Annotated in this window: 17 protein-coding genes; 13 read left to right on the top strand and 4 right to left on the bottom strand. The window is 71.5% G+C overall.

Going from position 1 to position 14,818, the window contains the following annotated elements; genetic code table 11:
• The 4 genes from ACRDTB_RS32805 to ACRDTB_RS32790 form a co-directional block, all read left to right on the top strand.
• On the top strand, positions 1-1,261 hold a 1,261-nt coding region (locus ACRDTB_RS32805), incomplete at its 5' end, for a serine hydrolase domain-containing protein (RefSeq protein ID WP_431436094.1).
• Positions 1,262-1,440: 179 nt separating this feature from the next.
• Positions 1,441-2,358 (top strand): MurR/RpiR family transcriptional regulator, encoded by a 918-nt coding sequence (locus tag ACRDTB_RS32800; protein ID WP_431436093.1) that lies wholly within the window; start codon positions 1,441-1,443, stop codon positions 2,356-2,358.
• Between the two features lie 17 nt (positions 2,359-2,375).
• Complete coding sequence (locus ACRDTB_RS32795) at positions 2,376-3,299, top strand: N-acetylmuramic acid 6-phosphate etherase (RefSeq protein WP_431436092.1); 924 nt, start codon at positions 2,376-2,378, stop codon at positions 3,297-3,299.
• Between the two features lie 71 nt (positions 3,300-3,370).
• A complete protein-coding gene (locus ACRDTB_RS32790) occupies positions 3,371-4,132 on the top strand; it encodes an alpha/beta fold hydrolase (protein ID WP_431436091.1) in 762 nt (253 codons plus the stop codon).
• A gap of 114 nt (positions 4,133-4,246) precedes the next feature.
• On the opposite strand, the gene ACRDTB_RS32785 is transcribed toward ACRDTB_RS32790, so the two are convergent.
• Entirely contained in the window at positions 4,247-4,981 is a 735-nt protein-coding gene (locus ACRDTB_RS32785) for an oxidoreductase (protein ID WP_431436090.1), read from the bottom strand.
• A 141-nt stretch (positions 4,982-5,122) separates the two neighbouring features.
• Here ACRDTB_RS32785 and acs point away from each other — a divergent pair, with 141 nt between their 5' ends.
• The 9 genes from acs (at position 5,123) to ACRDTB_RS32740 (ending at position 12,369) form a co-directional block, all read left to right on the top strand.
• Complete coding sequence (gene acs / locus ACRDTB_RS32780) at positions 5,123-7,102, top strand: acetate--CoA ligase (protein ID WP_431436089.1); 1,980 nt, start codon at positions 5,123-5,125, stop codon at positions 7,100-7,102.
• Positions 7,103-7,175: 73 nt separating this feature from the next.
• The gene (locus ACRDTB_RS32775; protein WP_431436088.1) at positions 7,176-7,904 is read left to right on the top strand and encodes a VIT1/CCC1 transporter family protein; all 729 of its coding nucleotides are present in this window, start codon (positions 7,176-7,178) and stop codon (positions 7,902-7,904) included.
• 70 nt (positions 7,905-7,974) lie between these two features.
• Positions 7,975-8,526 carry a phage holin family protein gene (locus ACRDTB_RS32770; protein WP_431436087.1) on the top strand — a complete coding sequence of 184 codons (552 nt, stop codon included), beginning with the start codon at positions 7,975-7,977 and terminating at the stop codon, positions 8,524-8,526.
• A 30-nt stretch (positions 8,527-8,556) separates the two neighbouring features.
• Entirely contained in the window at positions 8,557-9,492 is a 936-nt protein-coding gene (locus tag ACRDTB_RS32765; RefSeq protein ID WP_431436086.1) for an alpha/beta fold hydrolase, read from the top strand.
• 82 nt (positions 9,493-9,574) lie between these two features.
• Positions 9,575-9,745 carry a hypothetical protein gene (locus ACRDTB_RS32760; RefSeq protein WP_431436085.1) on the top strand — a complete coding sequence of 57 codons (171 nt, stop codon included), beginning with the start codon at positions 9,575-9,577 and terminating at the stop codon, positions 9,743-9,745.
• A gap of 36 nt (positions 9,746-9,781) precedes the next feature.
• Positions 9,782-10,759 carry an alpha/beta fold hydrolase gene (locus ACRDTB_RS32755; RefSeq protein WP_431436084.1) on the top strand — a complete coding sequence of 326 codons (978 nt, stop codon included), beginning with the start codon at positions 9,782-9,784 and terminating at the stop codon, positions 10,757-10,759.
• Entirely contained in the window at positions 10,678-11,010 is a 333-nt protein-coding gene (locus ACRDTB_RS32750) for an alpha/beta hydrolase (protein ID WP_431436083.1), read from the top strand. Before ACRDTB_RS32755 ends, ACRDTB_RS32750 begins: the two co-directional genes overlap by 82 nt.
• A 561-nt stretch (positions 11,011-11,571) precedes the next feature.
• Positions 11,572-12,039: an SRPBCC family protein gene (locus ACRDTB_RS32745; protein ID WP_431436081.1), complete on the top strand. Its 468-nt coding sequence runs from the start codon at positions 11,572-11,574 to the stop codon at positions 12,037-12,039.
• A 138-nt stretch (positions 12,040-12,177) separates the two neighbouring features.
• The gene (locus ACRDTB_RS32740) at positions 12,178-12,369 is read left to right on the top strand and encodes a hypothetical protein (RefSeq protein ID WP_431436080.1); all 192 of its coding nucleotides are present in this window, start codon (positions 12,178-12,180) and stop codon (positions 12,367-12,369) included.
• A gap of 37 nt (positions 12,370-12,406) precedes the next feature.
• Here ACRDTB_RS32740 and ACRDTB_RS32735 read toward each other — a convergent pair whose 3' ends face one another.
• The 3 genes from ACRDTB_RS32735 to ACRDTB_RS32725 form a co-directional block, all read right to left on the bottom strand.
• On the bottom strand, positions 12,407-13,591 hold the full coding sequence (locus ACRDTB_RS32735; RefSeq protein ID WP_431436079.1) for a MarP family serine protease: 1,185 nt from the start codon (positions 13,589-13,591) through the stop codon (positions 12,407-12,409).
• Positions 13,588-14,286 (bottom strand): NUDIX hydrolase, encoded by a 699-nt coding sequence (locus tag ACRDTB_RS32730; protein ID WP_431436078.1) that lies wholly within the window; start codon positions 14,284-14,286, stop codon positions 13,588-13,590. Before ACRDTB_RS32730 ends, ACRDTB_RS32735 begins: the two co-directional genes overlap by 4 nt.
• A partial coding sequence (locus tag ACRDTB_RS32725) for a TlpA family protein disulfide reductase (RefSeq protein WP_431436077.1) occupies positions 14,283-14,818 on the bottom strand: 536 nt, incomplete at its 5' end. The genes ACRDTB_RS32730 and ACRDTB_RS32725, both read right to left, overlap by 4 nt.

Below are 14,818 nucleotides of genomic sequence, written 5' to 3'. Positions count from 1 at the left end.
GGTCGCGACCTATCTGCCCGAGTTCGGCGTCAACGGCAAGGAGACCATCACCGTCGCCCAGCTGCTGACCCACACATCGGGGCTGGTGGCGTGGCTGCCGCTGTGGTCGGCCTATCCGGACGTCCCGTCGCGGATCAAGGCCGTCATGGACGTGGCGCCCCACAACCCCCCGGGCAGCACGTACGAGTACTCCGACCTCAACCTGATCACGCTGGGCGTCCTGGTCGAGCGGGTCACCGGCGAGACGCTCGACGAGGTCGTGGCCGAGCGCGTCACCGGGCCGCTGCGGATGGTCGACACCGGCTACAACCCGCCGGCGAGCAAGCTGGACCGGATCGCGGCGACCGAGTACCAGTCCACGCCGCCGCGGGGCATGGTGCGCGGCTCGGTCCACGACGAGAACGCCTGGTCCCTCGGCGGCGTCGCCGGGCATGCCGGCGTGTTCTCCACGGTGAACGACATGGCGGTCCTGGCGCAGGCGATCCTCAACGGCGGCATCTACCGCGGCCAGCGGATCATGCGCACGGAGACCGTGCGGGAGCTGCTCACGAACCACAACGAGAACTTCCCCGGCGACGACCACGGCTACGGCTTCGAGCTGAACCAGATGTGGTACATGGGCGGGCTGTCCGGTCCGCGCTCGGCCGGGCACACCGGGTTCACCGGCACCGACCTGGTGATCGACCCCGCGTCGCGGTCGTTCGCGATCCTGCTGACCAACCGGGTGCACCCCAGCCGGGACTGGGGCTCGATCAACCTCGCCCGCGAGGCGCTCAGCACCGGGCTCGCCAAAGCGCTGGCCGTGCGGCCGCGCCACGGCCCGGACGCGTGGTACACGGGGATCGGGGACGCCTCACAGGCCACGCTGACCACCGTCCCGCTGCGACCGGAGGGACCCGTTCGTGTGAAGTTCGACGCGTTCGTCGACTCCGAGTCCACGGATATTCTGGTGCTCGAGGCGAGCACGGACGGATCCTCGTGGACGGCCGTTCCGATGGACGTGTCCGGGCCCGACGCACCGGACGAAACGGACGATTCGCTCGCCGGATCCGGTCACCGGAGCTGGTGGAAAGTCGATGTTCGGATGCCGCACGCTGCGGAGATCACACTCCGCTGGCGGTTCACTACAGACACTCGCTATACCGGGCGAGGAATTTTCCTCGATGGGCTCCTTGTCACGGACAGTGTTCATACGCTCCTCAACGGTGAGAAAGAACCCCACAAAGTGCGGGCGGACGGCTGGCATCTCAGGTCACGATGAGGAACGAAAACTGGTTGAAACGCTAACAACCAGGTACCGAGCGTCGATTCGGATGTTGAGCTAGCCACTACGAAACAGGAAGTTTCCGTCCCGTTTGGGTAGCGTTGTCATCAGACGGCGCCAGCCGAGTTGTTCTTCCACATGCCTGTTAGTAAGTTTCCCACGTGAGCGCGAGTGTCATGACCACACAACACACTGAGTCAAGTCCTCTGGTACGCATCCGGTCGTTGCTGCCCGGTTTGGCTCGCGCTGAGCAGCGCGTGGCCAAGGTCGTCCTGGACAGTCCGTCGACGGTTGCCCGCCGCAGCATCACCGAGGTCGCCGAGGCCGCGGGTACCAGCGAGACCACCGTCACCCGTTTCTGCAAGGCCATCGGCGTCGGGGGCTACCCCGAGCTGCGCATAGCCCTCGCCGCGGACACCGCCCGCTCCGAGGCCCACGCCGAGCGCGACCTCGGTGGGGAGATCGCCCCGGACGACGACCTCGCCACCGTCGTCGGCAAGGTCACCTTCGCCGACGCCCGCGCGGTCGAGGAGACCGCCGCACAGCTCGACGTCAAGATCCTCGAACAGGTCGTCGCGGCGGTGGCCGGGGCGAACCGGGTGGACGTCTACGGCGTCGGCGCGAGTGCGTTCGTCGCGGCCGACCTGCAGCAGAAGCTGCACCGGATCGGGCGGATCAGCTTCGCCTGGAGCGACACCCACATCATGCTGACGTCGGCCGCCGTGCTCGGGAAGGGCGACGTCGCGTTCGCCATCTCGCACACCGGCGCCACGGCCGACACGGTCGAGGCCCTCCGGGAGGCCCGGCGCGCCGGCGCGACCACGGTCGCGCTGACGAACTTCCCCACCGCACCGATCAGCGAGGTGGCCGACCTCGTGCTCACCACCGCCGCGCGGGAGACGACGTTCCGCTCCGGCGCCATGGCCAGCCGGATCGCCCAGCTCACGGTCATCGACTGCCTGTTCATCGGCGTCGCCCAGCGGCATCTGGCCGACTCGATGAAGGCACTGGACGAAACCAGGGACGCGGTGGGCTCCCACCGGTTGGAGACCCGCCACGACGGTCGCCGCAAGGCGCGGGAGACCGGTAAATGATCCTTGGGGGAGGCAACATGACAGTGCCGCGCCAGGCCGTTCACGTCGACTCGCCGACCGAGCGGCGCAACCCGCGCACGACCGACCTGGACCAGCTGTCCACGTTGGACCTCCTGCGTTCGATCAACGCCGAGGACCGCCTGGTGCCGGACGCGGTGGCGGCCGCGCTGCCGGCCCTGGCCACCGCCGTCGACCTGGCGGCCGAGGCCCTGCGGACCGGACACCGCGTGCACTACGTCGGCGCCGGCACGTCCGGCCGCATGGCGAGCCTGGACGCCGCCGAGCTCGCGCCGACGTACAACGCGCCGCCGGACTGGTTCGTGGTGCACCACGCGGGCGGCTCGTCGGCGTTGCACAGTGCCGTCGAGGACGCCGAGGACGACGAGGAGGGCGGTGCCGCGGAGATCGCGCGGTCCGTCGAGCGGGGCGACTTCGTCCTGGGCCTGACCGCGTCCGGCCGGACGCCGTACGTGCTGGGCGCGCTGCGGGCGGCGGGTGCCGTCGGGGCCCGGTCGGGTCTGGTGTTCTCCAACCCGCACGCGGACGGGCTGTCGGACATCGACGTGCTCGTCGAGGTGGACACCGGCCCGGAGGCGATCGCCGGCTCCACCCGCATGAAGGCCGGCACCGCGCAGAAGCTGGTGCTCACCGCCTTCTCCACGGCCGTGATGGTCAAGCTCGGCCGGACCTACTCCAACCTCATGGTCAGCATGCGCGCCACGAACGCGAAGCTGCGCGGCCGCACGCTGCGCATCCTGCGCGAGACGACGGGCCTGGACATGCACGAGTGCTCGGAGGCGCTGGACGAGGCGCAGGGTGACCTGAAGGTGGCGCTCGTACACCTGCTCTCGGGCGTGGAGACCGAACACGCCGCGACCGCGCTCGCCGAGGCGGACGGGCACGTACGCCAGGCCCTGATGACGCTGCGCGCCACGGTCTGAACACCACTGTCGATCGGGGTCGCCTTCGTTCGACGTCCGGGTGGAACTCACCTACCCAGACGGAGATCGACATGACCTACGCACATGTGAACGACCTGGACGTCTACTACGAGACGCACGGGACCGGCGAGCCGCTCGTGCTGCTGCACGGCGGTTTGCTGACCATCGAGCTGACGTTCGCGGCCATGTTGCCCGAGCTGGCGAGGACGCGGCGCGTGATCGCGATCGAGCTGCAGGGCCACGGGCACACCGCGGACACCGACCGCGAGTTCACGCTCGACCGGCTCGCCGACGACGTCGTGGGCGTGCTCGACGAGGTCGGCGTCGAGCGGGCCGACTTCTTCGGGTTCAGCCTGGGCGGCCTGGTCGCGCTGCAGGTCGCCATGCGGCACCCCGTGCGGGCCGGGCGGCTCGCGGCCGCCGGCGTGCACTTCCGCGCGGACGGCTACCGTCCGGGCGTCTTTGACATGGACTCCGGCTCGGAGCTGTTGCCGACCGACGCGGACTTCCAGGCCATGCACGACGCGTACGTGGCCGTCGCACCGGATCCTGGGCGGTTCGAGGCGTTCGCGGCCAAGGCGTCGGCGCTGCCCGCGGAGCTCGACTGGTCGGCCGAGGACCTCGGCAAGGTCCGCTCGCCGGTGCTGATCATCGTCGGCGACCTCGACTTCGTCCGCGTCGAGCACGCCGCCGAGATGCGCGAGCTGATCCCCGACGCCCGCCTGGCCGTCCTGCCGGACACGACCCACATGGACCTGCTCCGGCGCGCGGACCGCGTGCTCCCGCTCGTCGGCGAGTTCCTCGGACAGCGGGAAAGCGGGCCGAGAGGCTAGGAGTCTCGGCCCGCTCCCATGGGATCCCGTCAACACCGCGAAGGAAGGGGAACTCGCGACGTCCATGCTCGCCGGGCCTGGACGACGTCGGCTCGAGGCTCGCTGACCGGCGGGTCAGCCGGTGAGTGCCGCCTCGGCGATGCTGGTCGCCTCGCGGGCGCCGGCCTCGACCGCCTCGCAGCAGAACAGGATCCAGTCGGCGAGCCCCTCGTCGGTGCCGGTGGCGAAGCCGGCCGCGGCCGCGGCGTAGCGGTCCGAGCGGCGCAGGTAGCACACCTCCGGCACGATCAGGCCCTTCGGGTCCAGCCCCGTGCTGATCGTCGTCAGCCGCGCCGCCGCGCGGGCCACGACACCGTTCGCCGTGCCGAAGGGGGACAGTGCGAGCAGCTCACCGTGGACGACCGCGACCAGGACCGCGCCGGGCACCGAGGTGCCGCCGGCCACGATCTCGCCCAGCAGGTCCAGGCGGCGCGTGACACCGCGGCTCGGCCGGGGGCGGCCGAGCTCGTCGTCGCCGGTCAGGTCCGTGGCGGCCAGCACGTGCAGCCGGGCCAGAGCCTGCATGGGCGCACGCTGCCAGATCGGCACCAGCGTGCCCAGCGACTCGGCGATGCGCAGCGCGCCGGCCAGGTGTGGCTCGTCGACCTCACCGGCCGTGGGGATCTCGGGGTCGCCACCGTCCAGGGCGGCGGACGCGCGGGCCGCGCGCACCGATGCCTCGGCCGCGGTGGCCGGCCAGCCGCGGCGGTTGACCGGGTGCCCGTGCACCTGGTCGACCGCCTCGCGGGCGGCGCCGACAGCCTCCTCGACACCGGGCAGTTCCAGCAGCGGCGCCAGCGGGTCAGTCACGGCATCGGACCCTACCGGGTGTCATCCTGCCGTGGCAGCGCCGCGTGACCGTTCGGTGGTCTGGACCTCTATGCGGGCGCTCGCCACGTGTGGTAGCACAGGGCCAGCAACTACATCATCTGGGTGGAGAGGATCCACATCATGACCGACCAGGGCGCGACGCTGGACAACCTGCTCACGGAGAGCAGGGCGTTCCCGCCGAGCGAGGAGTTCGCCCAGCAGGCCAACGCCACGGCGGATCTCTACGACCGGGCCGCGGCCGGTCGTGAGGCGTTCTGGGCGGAGGAGGCCGACCGGCTGCACTGGGAGACCCGGTGGAACCAGATCCTCGACTGGTCGAACGCGCCGTTCGCGAAGTGGTTCGTCGGCGGCAGGCTGAACGTCGCCTACAACTGCGTCGACCGGCACGTGGAGGCCGGTCTCGGTGAGCGGGTGGCCATCCACTGGGAGGGTGAGCCCGGCGACGGCCGCACGATCACCTACGCGGAGCTGCAACGCGAGGTCTGCAAGACCGCGAACGCCCTGCTCTCGCTCGGCCTCAAGACCGGCGACCGGGTCGCCATCTACATGCCGATGCTGCCCGAGGCGATCTTCTCCATGCTCGCCTGCGCGCGGCTGGGCCTGACCCACAGCGTCGTGTTCGGCGGCTTCTCCGCGGAGGCGCTGCGCTCGCGGATCGACGACGCCGAGGCGAAGCTCGTGATCACCGCGGACGGCCAGTACCGGCGCGGCAAGCCCACCCCGCTCAAGGCCGCGGTCGACGAGGCCGTCATGCGCACCCCGACGATCGAGCACGTGCTCGTCGTGCGGCGCACGGGGATCGACGTCGAGTGGACCGAGGGCCGGGACCTGTGGTGGCAGGACGTGGTCGAGGGCCAGGCCGACACCCACACCCCGGAGGCGTTCGACTCCGAGCACCCGCTCTACATCCTCTACACGTCGGGCACGACCGGTAAGCCCAAGGGCATCCTGCACACCTCCGGCGGCTACCTGACCCAAGCCGCCTACACGCACCGCACCGTCTTCGACATCAAGCCGGAGTCCGATGTGTACTGGTGCACCGCCGACATCGGCTGGGTCACCGGGCACAGCTACATCGTCTACGGCCCGCTGGCGAACGGCGTGACAGAGGTCGTCTACGAGGGCACGCCGAACACCCCGCACGAGGGCCGGCACTGGGAGATCGTGCAGAAGTACGGCGTCACCGTGTACTACACCGCGCCCACGCTGATCCGCACGTTCATGAAGTGGGGCAACGACATCCCCGCGAGGTTCGACCTGTCCTCGCTGCGCGTGCTCGGGTCGGTCGGCGAGCCGATCAACCCCGAGGCGTGGATCTGGTACCGCGAGAACATCGGCGGCAACCGCACGCCCGTGGTGGACACGTGGTGGCAGACCGAGACCGGCGCGATCATGATCTCCCCGCTGCCGGGCGTCACCGCGGCCAAGCCCGGCTCGGCGCAGACACCGCTGCCCGGCATCTCCGCCAAGGTCGTGGACGACCAGGGCAACGAGGTCGGCAAGGGCGGCGGCGGGTACCTGGTGCTCGACCAGCCGTGGCCGGCGATGCTGCGCGGCATCTGGGGCGACGACGAGCGGTACCGGGAGACGTACTGGGCGCGCTTCGCCGCGCAGGGCTACTACTTCGCGGGCGACGGCGCCAAGTACGACGCGGACGGCGACGTCTGGCTGCTGGGCCGGGTGGACGACGTGATGAACGTGTCCGGGCACCGGATCTCCACGACCGAGGTCGAGTCCGCGCTGGTGTCGCACCCGACGGTGGCCGAGGCCGCGGTCGTCGGCGCGACCGACCCGACGACCGGCCAGGGCATCGTGGCGTTCGTGATCCTGCGGGGCGGCGTCCCGGAGAACCAGGCGTCGGGCACCGACGCGCTCAAGGCGCTGCGGGACCACGTGGCGAAGGAGATCGGTCCGATCGCGAAGCCGCGGCAGATCATGGTCGTGCCGGAGCTGCCGAAGACCCGCTCGGGCAAGATCATGCGCCGCCTGCTGCGGGACGTGGCCGAGAACCGCCAGATCGGCGACGTGACCACCCTCGCCGACTCGTCGGTGATGGACCTGATCTCGGCCGGCCTCCGCAAGGGCGGCGGGGAGGAGTAACGCGTGGAAGGACGCCTTCCGGACACCGAGTGTCCGGAAGGCGTCCTTCCTGGCATCGGGCCACAATGACCGAGTGAGCGCTCCCCTGGAGCCGACCCGGGCGCACGCTGGCGAGCCCCACCGTGGCCACCTCGGCGAACGGCTGAACTGGCTGCGCGCCGGGGTGCTCGGCGCCAACGACGGCATCATCTCCGTGGCCGGGCTCGTGGTCGGCGTGGCGGGCGCGACCACCGACCGGACCGCGATCATGATCGCCGGAGTGGCGAGCCTCGTGGCCGGCGCGCTGTCGATGGCGGGCGGTGAGTACGTCTCGGTCAGCACGCAGCGCGACACCGAGCAGGCCGCGCTGCGCCTCGAGCGCTACGAGCTCGAGACCATGCCCGAGGCCGAGGAGCGCGAGCTCGCCGAGATCTACGAGGACCGGGGCCTCTCGCCGGACCTCGCCGCCGAGGTCGCCCACGAGCTGACCCAGAACAACGCGCTCGAGGCGCACGCCGAGGCCGAGCTCGGCATCGACCCGGACGCGCTGACCAGCCCGTGGCACGCGGCGTGGGCGTCGCTGGCGGCGTTCTTCTGCGGCGGGTTGCTGCCGCTCGTCGCGATCGCGCTGCCGCCCGTCGAGTGGCGGGTGTGGGCGTGCGCCGGGGCCGTGCTGGTCGGACTCGTGCTCACCGGCTGGGTCAGCGCGCGGCTGGGCAACGCGACCGTCAGCCGGGCGATCGTGCGCAACGTCGGCGTCGGGGCGCTGACCATGATCGTCACCTATGTCGTCGGCGTGCTGTTCGGCATCACCACCGGCTGACCCGGAACGAGGCCCGAACGAACTGCCGAATGGCCTGCCCGGCCAGCTTCTTTGATCGGCGCATGGCACGATGACGCACGTGACCAGTGCGCACGACAACAACGGCAACGGGACGGGGCTGCCGCGTGTCCCGTCGATCCCGTTGTCCGACGAGACGACCGGCGCGGCAGGCGGGCAGTCGATCGGGAGCTTGGTCAAGGACGCGACCATGCACCTCTCGACCCTGATGAGGGCCGAGTTGGAGCTCGCCAGGTCGGAGGTCACGAAGGAGGTCAAGAAGGGCCTCACGGGCAGCCTCTTCTTCATCATCGCGCTCGCGGTGTTCCTGCCGTTCATCCCGTTCGGCCTGATCGCGCTGGCGCTGGGCTTCAACGACATCTTCGACTGGGAGAACCACCCGTGGCTGGGCTTCCTGTGCGTGTTCGGCCTCATCCTCGTGTTCACCGCGATGTTCGTGCTGCTCGGCGTGCGCAAGGTCAAGTCGGTGCGGGCACCCAAGCGCACGATCGAATCCGTGAAGGGCACCGCGGCCGCGCTGCGGCATCGCGGCGAGGACGGTCCGGAGACCGCCCCCGTGCCGGCGCCCGGCAGGGACGTCGATGCTGCCGTGCGCCGTACCTGATCGGACACCGTCCTGAGCACCGCCGCAGCCGTGCGTCCCGACCCGTCGACCGTTCGCATCGACGGGCCCTGGCGGCACCACGACGTGCACGCGAACGGCATCCGGCTGCACGTCACCGAGACCGGCGAGGGCCCGCTCGTCCTGCTCCTGCACGGGTTCTGCGAGTTCTGGTGGACCTGGCGCCACCAGCTCACCGCGGTCGCCGACGCCGGCTTTCGGACGGTCGCGGTGGACCTGCGCGGCTACGGCGACTCGGACAAGCCGCCGCGCGGCTACGACGCCTGGACGCTCGCCGGTGACGTCGGCGGGCTGATCAAGGCGCTCGGCGAGCCGCACGCGCACCTCGTGGGCCACGCCTGGGGCGGCCTGCTCGCGTGGACGGTCGCCGCGATGCACCCACGGCTGGTGCGCTCGGTCGGCTCGGTGTCGGCCGCGCACCCGCTGGCGCTGCGCCGCGAGATCCGTCGCACGGCGCTGCACCGCAAAGCGACCAACCAGGCGCGCGCGCTCGGACACCTCTTCCGCGCGCAGCTGCCGCTCGCGCCGGAACGCTGGCTCACCCGCGACGGCGCCGCCACCGTCGAAGCCCTCATGCGCAGCTGGTCGAGTCCTGAGTGGACTGTCCAACCGGGATTCGGCGAGGTGGCCGCACGGTACCGCTCGGCGATGCGCGTGCGCGGCGCCGCGCACAGCGCGCTGGAGTACTACCGCTGGGCGGTCCGCGCGCAGCTGCGTGGCGAGGGCCGCCGGTTCGGTGAGGCCATGCAGCGCGAGATCACCGTGCCGGTGCTGCAGCTCTCCGGTGCGGTCGACCCGTGCATCCTGCCCGGCACCGTGCGGGCGTCGGCGAGCTGGGCACGCGGGCACGTGGAGACCCGGCTGCTGGACGGGGTCGGCCACTACCCGCACCAGGAGGCGCCGGCCGTCACCAACCGGGCGTTGACCGCGTTCCTCACGGCCCAGTAGCACGCCTCGGAGTTCCGGGCCGGGTGACCGCGGACATACTCACGTCCGGGGAGATCCACACCGGACGCCCGAGGGGAACCTGATGAAGCTGCTCCGACCGACCGCGTTGCTCGCTTCGGTCGCGGCCGGTGCCGCGCTGGTGGGCACGGCCACCACGGTCGCCTCGGCAGCGCCCGCGTCCGGGCCGGACCGGGGGCCGTGCCCGGAGAACGCGGCGGTCGAGTGCGCCACGGTGACCGTGCCCGTCGACTGATCGCGCCCGCGCGGCGCCACGATCGAGGTGGCGATCGTGCGGCGCGCGGCGCACCGTCCGATCGGCACGCTGCTGTTCATGCCGGGCGGGCCGGATGGCTCGGGGGTAAGCGAGGTCATCGCGGGCGACGCGGTGCCGGCGGAGCTCGCCGCGCGGTTCGACGTGGTGAGCTTCGACCCGCACGGCACCAACGGCAGCAACCCGGTGCGCTGCGACGCGGACCTGGTCGCGAACCCGCCGGACGCGAACCCGGAGGCCGGCGCGACGTTCGCATCGGTCATGGACTACAGCCGTGCGCTGGGGCGCAGCTGCCGCGAGCACACCGGTTCGCTGGTGGACCACGTGGACAGCGTCAGCGTGGCGCGCGACATGGACGCGGTCCGCGCGGCGCTCGGCGAGCGGCGGCTGTGGCTCTACGGCCGGTCGTACGGGACGCTCGCCGGACAGATGTACGCCGAGCGGTTCCCGTCTCGGGTGCGGGCACTGGTGCTGGACAGCGTGTTCGACCACAGCCTCACGCCGGCGGAGTTCCTGTCGAGCGAGGCGGCGACCGGCGAGGACTCGTTCGGCGAGTTCGCCGCGTGGTGCGCGGCGACCCCGTCGTGCGCGGTGCCCGGGCGCGACGCGCGAGCGGCCTACGACTCGCTGTACCGGCGCTCGATCGCCGGCGAGCTGGCCGTGCCGCCGATGGAGCTCGTCAACCGCACGGTGAGCTTCTTCTACGAGCCGGAGTGGCCGGCGGCCGCGGAGTACCTCCCCTCGCTGACCACGCAGCCGCGCGCCGCCGCCGGCGCGGTCCCGTTCCCGATGGGCACGTTCTGCGCCGACCACCGGGTGCGGACTCCTCGGCGCGGGCGTGGCTCGCGTTGTGGCAGTGGCAGAAGCGGTTCGCGCCGACGCTGCGGACGCACTTCGCGTGGCTGGCGGTGTCGATGTGCGCGGCGTGGCCGGCGGCGGTCGCGAACCCGCAGCACCGGCTGGACGTGCACGGCGCGCCGCCGGTCCTGGTGCTGAACTCGCTGCACGACCCGGCGACGGCGCACTCGTGGGCACGGAACGTGGCGCGGCAGATCCCATGCGGGGTGCTGCTGACCTATAACGGCTGGGGGCACGGGGTGACCGACCGCAGCGAGTGCACGCTGGCCGCGGTGAGCCGGTACCTGACCGACCTGCGACCGCCCCGGCCCGGCACGCACTGCCCCGCCGTGCCGCCGACCGGCCGCGAGGCGACCGCCGCCTCGCCGGCGACGGAAACGGTCTGGTAGCCCGAAACCCGCTCCTCTCCCGATGCGCTGTCCCTCGGTCTCTGCACGGCCGCGGCCGGCATCGCCTCGGCAACCACCGAGTCCGCCGGTTCGGCACAAGGCTGCCAAACCTGGCAGTACAGGTTCACGAAGCAGACGACGATCGAGGACTCTTCCCAGCGCCCGATTTTCACTGCCTACCGGGGAGACAAGTTCAACTACTACGGCAACGTCGTGGGCAGCTACTACTACGGCAGGGAGTACACGCCGAGCAACGAGTACCGGGGGATCGGCTGGACTCCGAAGTGGCGCCTCGACTACGTCACGTGCTGGTGAGACCGCCCACACGAGCACACCACCAACGGTGTTGCGGAGGTCGCGCAGTGCGAGGAGGTAGCCGATCTCGATCGCTTGGGCGAGCATGCGCAGCACACCGCCGGGTGCGTCCCAGTAGTAGCAAAGACCTGTGGATCGGCGTGTCATTCGACTTGTTGGTCGTGTCCTGATTCCTGGTTTGCTTCTTCGGCGGGCTGTCCGATGAGGATGGGCCTGGTGGACCCTCTTCGGTCCTAGAATCGGGAGATGGGCAGAACCGACCGCGCCAGCCGGGTGATCGATGCACCACCGGCGACCGTCTACGGCGCCCTCCTCGACCGGGAGTCCCTTGAGGCCTGGCTGCCGCCGGACGGTATGCGTGGGCGGGTCGAGCGATGGGATCCCCGGCCTGGTGGCGGGTTTCGGATGGTCCTCACCTACCGCGACCCCGCCGGCAGCCCTGGCAAGACTTCTGATGCGACGGATGTCGTCGAGGTCGGGTTCGCCGACCTGGTGCCACCGGAGCGCGTGGTGCAGCGGGCGGTGTTCGAGGCCGACGACCCGTCGTACGCGGGCACCATGACGATGACCTGGCACCTCGCTGCCGCCGGTGACGGGACCGAGGTGACCGTCACCGCCACGGACGTGCCACCCGGCATCGACCAAGCGGTCCACGAGGCCGGGATCGCCTCCTCACTGGCCAACCTGGCGTCGTACGTCGAAGCGGCCCGCTGACACAGGGCGCCAGCGACCCGAACCGGCCACGTCGTCGAGGATGCTGTCGGACACTCACACCGTCATTGCGAGCATCTCGCAGATGCTCGCGCGGAGTCATGTCAAGATCAGTGGGTCTGGTGAGGTTGTTCAGGCGGCGTGAGCCTCGGGTCGTTCGACGAGGTGTGGGATCTGCCCAGCGGCTGTGTCGACCCCGACGAGGACCCGGTTGCGACCCCGCTCGTGAGGTTGAGGAGGAGACCGGGTGGCGACCGCAGGATGTTCGTCCGCTCGCGGGTACCCCTCGACGCGCCAGTCTATCGGTGCGGGCTGACGGTTTCGGGGGTTTAGGGGTCGTCTGTGGACAGGTCTGTGCCATGTGGACAACTCAGGCCGCGCAGCTGCCCGTCCCCACCGCGCGGGACATGCCGGGGGCCGCGTTCACCTCGTCGCTCACCTCGCCGGCGGTCAGGGCGAAGCCGGTCTCCGACTCGTCCACGGCCGCGCCGAAGATCACGCCGATCACCCGGCCGCGGGTGTCCACGAGGGGGCCACCCGAGTTGCCGCTGCGCACCAGTGCCCGCAGCGTGAACACCTCGCGCGTCACGGTGCTCGAGTCGTAGATGTCCGGGCCGGTCAGGTTGATCTTGTCGCGCACCCGGGCCGGCGACGCCGTGTACGGGCCGTCGAGCGGGTAGCCGAGCACGATACCGTCCTGTCCGGACGTGGCCGGCTGGCCGGCGAACCGCATGGCCGGCGCGGGCAGCCCGGGCACGGCCAGCACCGCGACGTCGGCGTCCGGGTCGTAGTGCACGACCCGCGCGTCGTACGGGCCCTCGTCGGTCTCGACGGTGACCTCCGACGTGCCGGCCACCACGTGCGCGTTGGTCATCATCCGCTCGGGCGCGATCACGAACCCGGTTCCCTCCAGGGCCCGCGAGCACGACGGCGCCTTCGCGTGGATCTTGAGCACGCTCGGCCGCACCCGCTGCACCACCGCGCTGCCCTGCAGCTTCGGATCCGGCGGCGCGACCTCCTTGCTCGGCGTCCGGTCGAACGGGTCGACGGCGGCCGGGAAGCCGGACACGTCCAGCAGCCGGCGCAGCTCGTCCGGGAGCTTCTGCGCGGACGAGGGCATCACGCTGTTGACCCCGCCGAGCACGGTCGAGTCGCGGATCGCCGACGCCAGGCTGGGCAGGCCGCCGACCGTCACCAGCGGCAGCGCGATCAGCCACGCCACCACGAACACGACCGCCCCCTGCACGATCGCACCCAGCGCGTTGTCGACCCCGGCGAGCTTCGGCGAGTTGATCCGCTGCCGGATGCTGCGCCCCAACCACACGCCGAGCGTCTCCCCAAGCGCGACCAGCAGCACGAAGATCGCGACCGCGAAGGCGACCCTGGTGGGCGTCGACTCGATGTACTGCACCACCAGCGGCGCGATCTTGATCCCCGCGATCGCACCCAGGAGCACGCCAAGGAACGCCGGCAGCGCCGTGATCACGCCCTGCCGCGCGCCCGAGATGGCGGCCAGCACCGCCAACCCGATCACCAGCAGGTCGACCCAGTTCACCCGTCACCCTCCCCGACTGCCCAGCCCACTGAACGCCATGCGACGTCAAGATCCCGTATGTCCGTACTGTCCCACGGTCGCTCCCACCCGCCGACCTGGAGCATCAAGGTGAGCACCGCGGCCGTGAAGCCCCACACCAACATGCCGGGCAACACGAATGCCGGGCCCAGAAAACCAGACGGATGGCGCAACTGGAACCGGTTGGCCGGATCCGCCAGGTCCGCGAGCGGGGCGCGGGCGACCGCCTGGGTCTCCCCCGGGTCCACCGCCCACACCCGGCTGGGCCGCTCCCAGTGCGCGAGCACCGGAGTCACGTGGTAGCCCGACACCGGGATGTGCAGCTGCGGCAGCAACGCCACCGGCCGGACGCCGGACGGGTCCAGGCCGGTCTCCTCCACGGCCTCGCGCAGCGCCGTGTCGATCGGCCCGCGGTCGCCGGGTTCGGCCGAGCCGCCGGGGAAGGCGACCTGGCCGGAGTGCGCGCCGCCGCCGTCGGCACGCAGCTGCAGCAGCACGTCCGGACCGCGGGCCTCGCGCTCGCCGAGCAGGATCAGCACCGCCGCGTCGCGCACGTCCTCCGCCGGGGGTGCGATCCGCTCGAGCAGGGTGTCATCGAGGTCGCGGGTGGCGGACACCAGGCGAGACAGCCACGGTGGCACGTCGGCGGAGTCGACGAGCGGTCCGGGTTCGGTCACGCGGCTCCCCCGTACGTCGCGACCGCGGTGCGGATCTGGCCGACCGAGCCGAACACGCGCGGGTTCGCCACGAGCCGCACGGTGCCGTCCGCGCCGACGACGTAGCTCGCGGGCAGGCCGGCGGGCAGCTTCAGCGCGCGCCCGGCGGCCCCGTCCGAGTCGGCGAGCGTCGGCAGCCGCACGTTCAGCGAGTCCAGCAACTCCAGCGCGCCGGCCTCGGTGCTCTGCACGGCCAGCCCGACGACCGGCACCGCATCCGGCGCGGCGGCGTACTCGGCGAGCAGCGGCAGCTCCTCCTTGCACGGCGCGCACCAGGTGGCCCAGACGTTCACGAGGACCGGCCGGTCGGCGAGCACCTTCGCGAGGTCCACCTCGGACCCGTCGGCGAGGCACTCCGCGCGTATCCCGGACAGCACGCGCAACCCGGGCGGCAGCGCACCGGACGCGGCCGGGCACGGCGGCAGCGCGGCGTCGGCCCGGACGGCCGCGAGGTCGGGCGCGGGCGGGGAGTCCGGCGGCGCCGGCTCCTGGC

The organism is Actinophytocola sp. (assembly GCF_050699935.1).
Taxonomy (GTDB): Bacteria; Actinomycetota; Actinomycetes; order Mycobacteriales; family Pseudonocardiaceae; genus Actinophytocola.
This window is presented reverse-complemented; position numbering and strand designations above follow the sequence as displayed.

What these genes read in the sequence shown, in the direction of transcription:
- acs (WP_431436089.1), top strand. Translation starts at nt 5,123, where the DNA reads ATGACCGACCAGGGCGCGACGCTGGACAACCTGCTCACGGAGAGCAGG.
- ACRDTB_RS32760 (WP_431436085.1), top strand. Translation starts at nt 9,575, where the DNA reads ATGAAGCTGCTCCGACCGACCGCGTTGCTCGCTTCGGTCGCGGCCGGT.
- ACRDTB_RS32750 (WP_431436083.1), top strand. Translation starts at nt 10,678, where the DNA reads ATGTGCGCGGCGTGGCCGGCGGCGGTCGCGAACCCGCAGCACCGGCTG.
- ACRDTB_RS32770 (WP_431436087.1), top strand. Translation starts at nt 7,975, where the DNA reads ATGACGCACGTGACCAGTGCGCACGACAACAACGGCAACGGGACGGGG.
- ACRDTB_RS32795 (WP_431436092.1), top strand. Translation starts at nt 2,376, where the DNA reads ATGACAGTGCCGCGCCAGGCCGTTCACGTCGACTCGCCGACCGAGCGG.
- ACRDTB_RS32790 (WP_431436091.1), top strand. Translation starts at nt 3,371, where the DNA reads ATGACCTACGCACATGTGAACGACCTGGACGTCTACTACGAGACGCAC.
- ACRDTB_RS32745 (WP_431436081.1), top strand. Translation starts at nt 11,572, where the DNA reads ATGGGCAGAACCGACCGCGCCAGCCGGGTGATCGATGCACCACCGGCG.
- ACRDTB_RS32800 (WP_431436093.1), top strand. Translation starts at nt 1,441, where the DNA reads ATGACCACACAACACACTGAGTCAAGTCCTCTGGTACGCATCCGGTCG.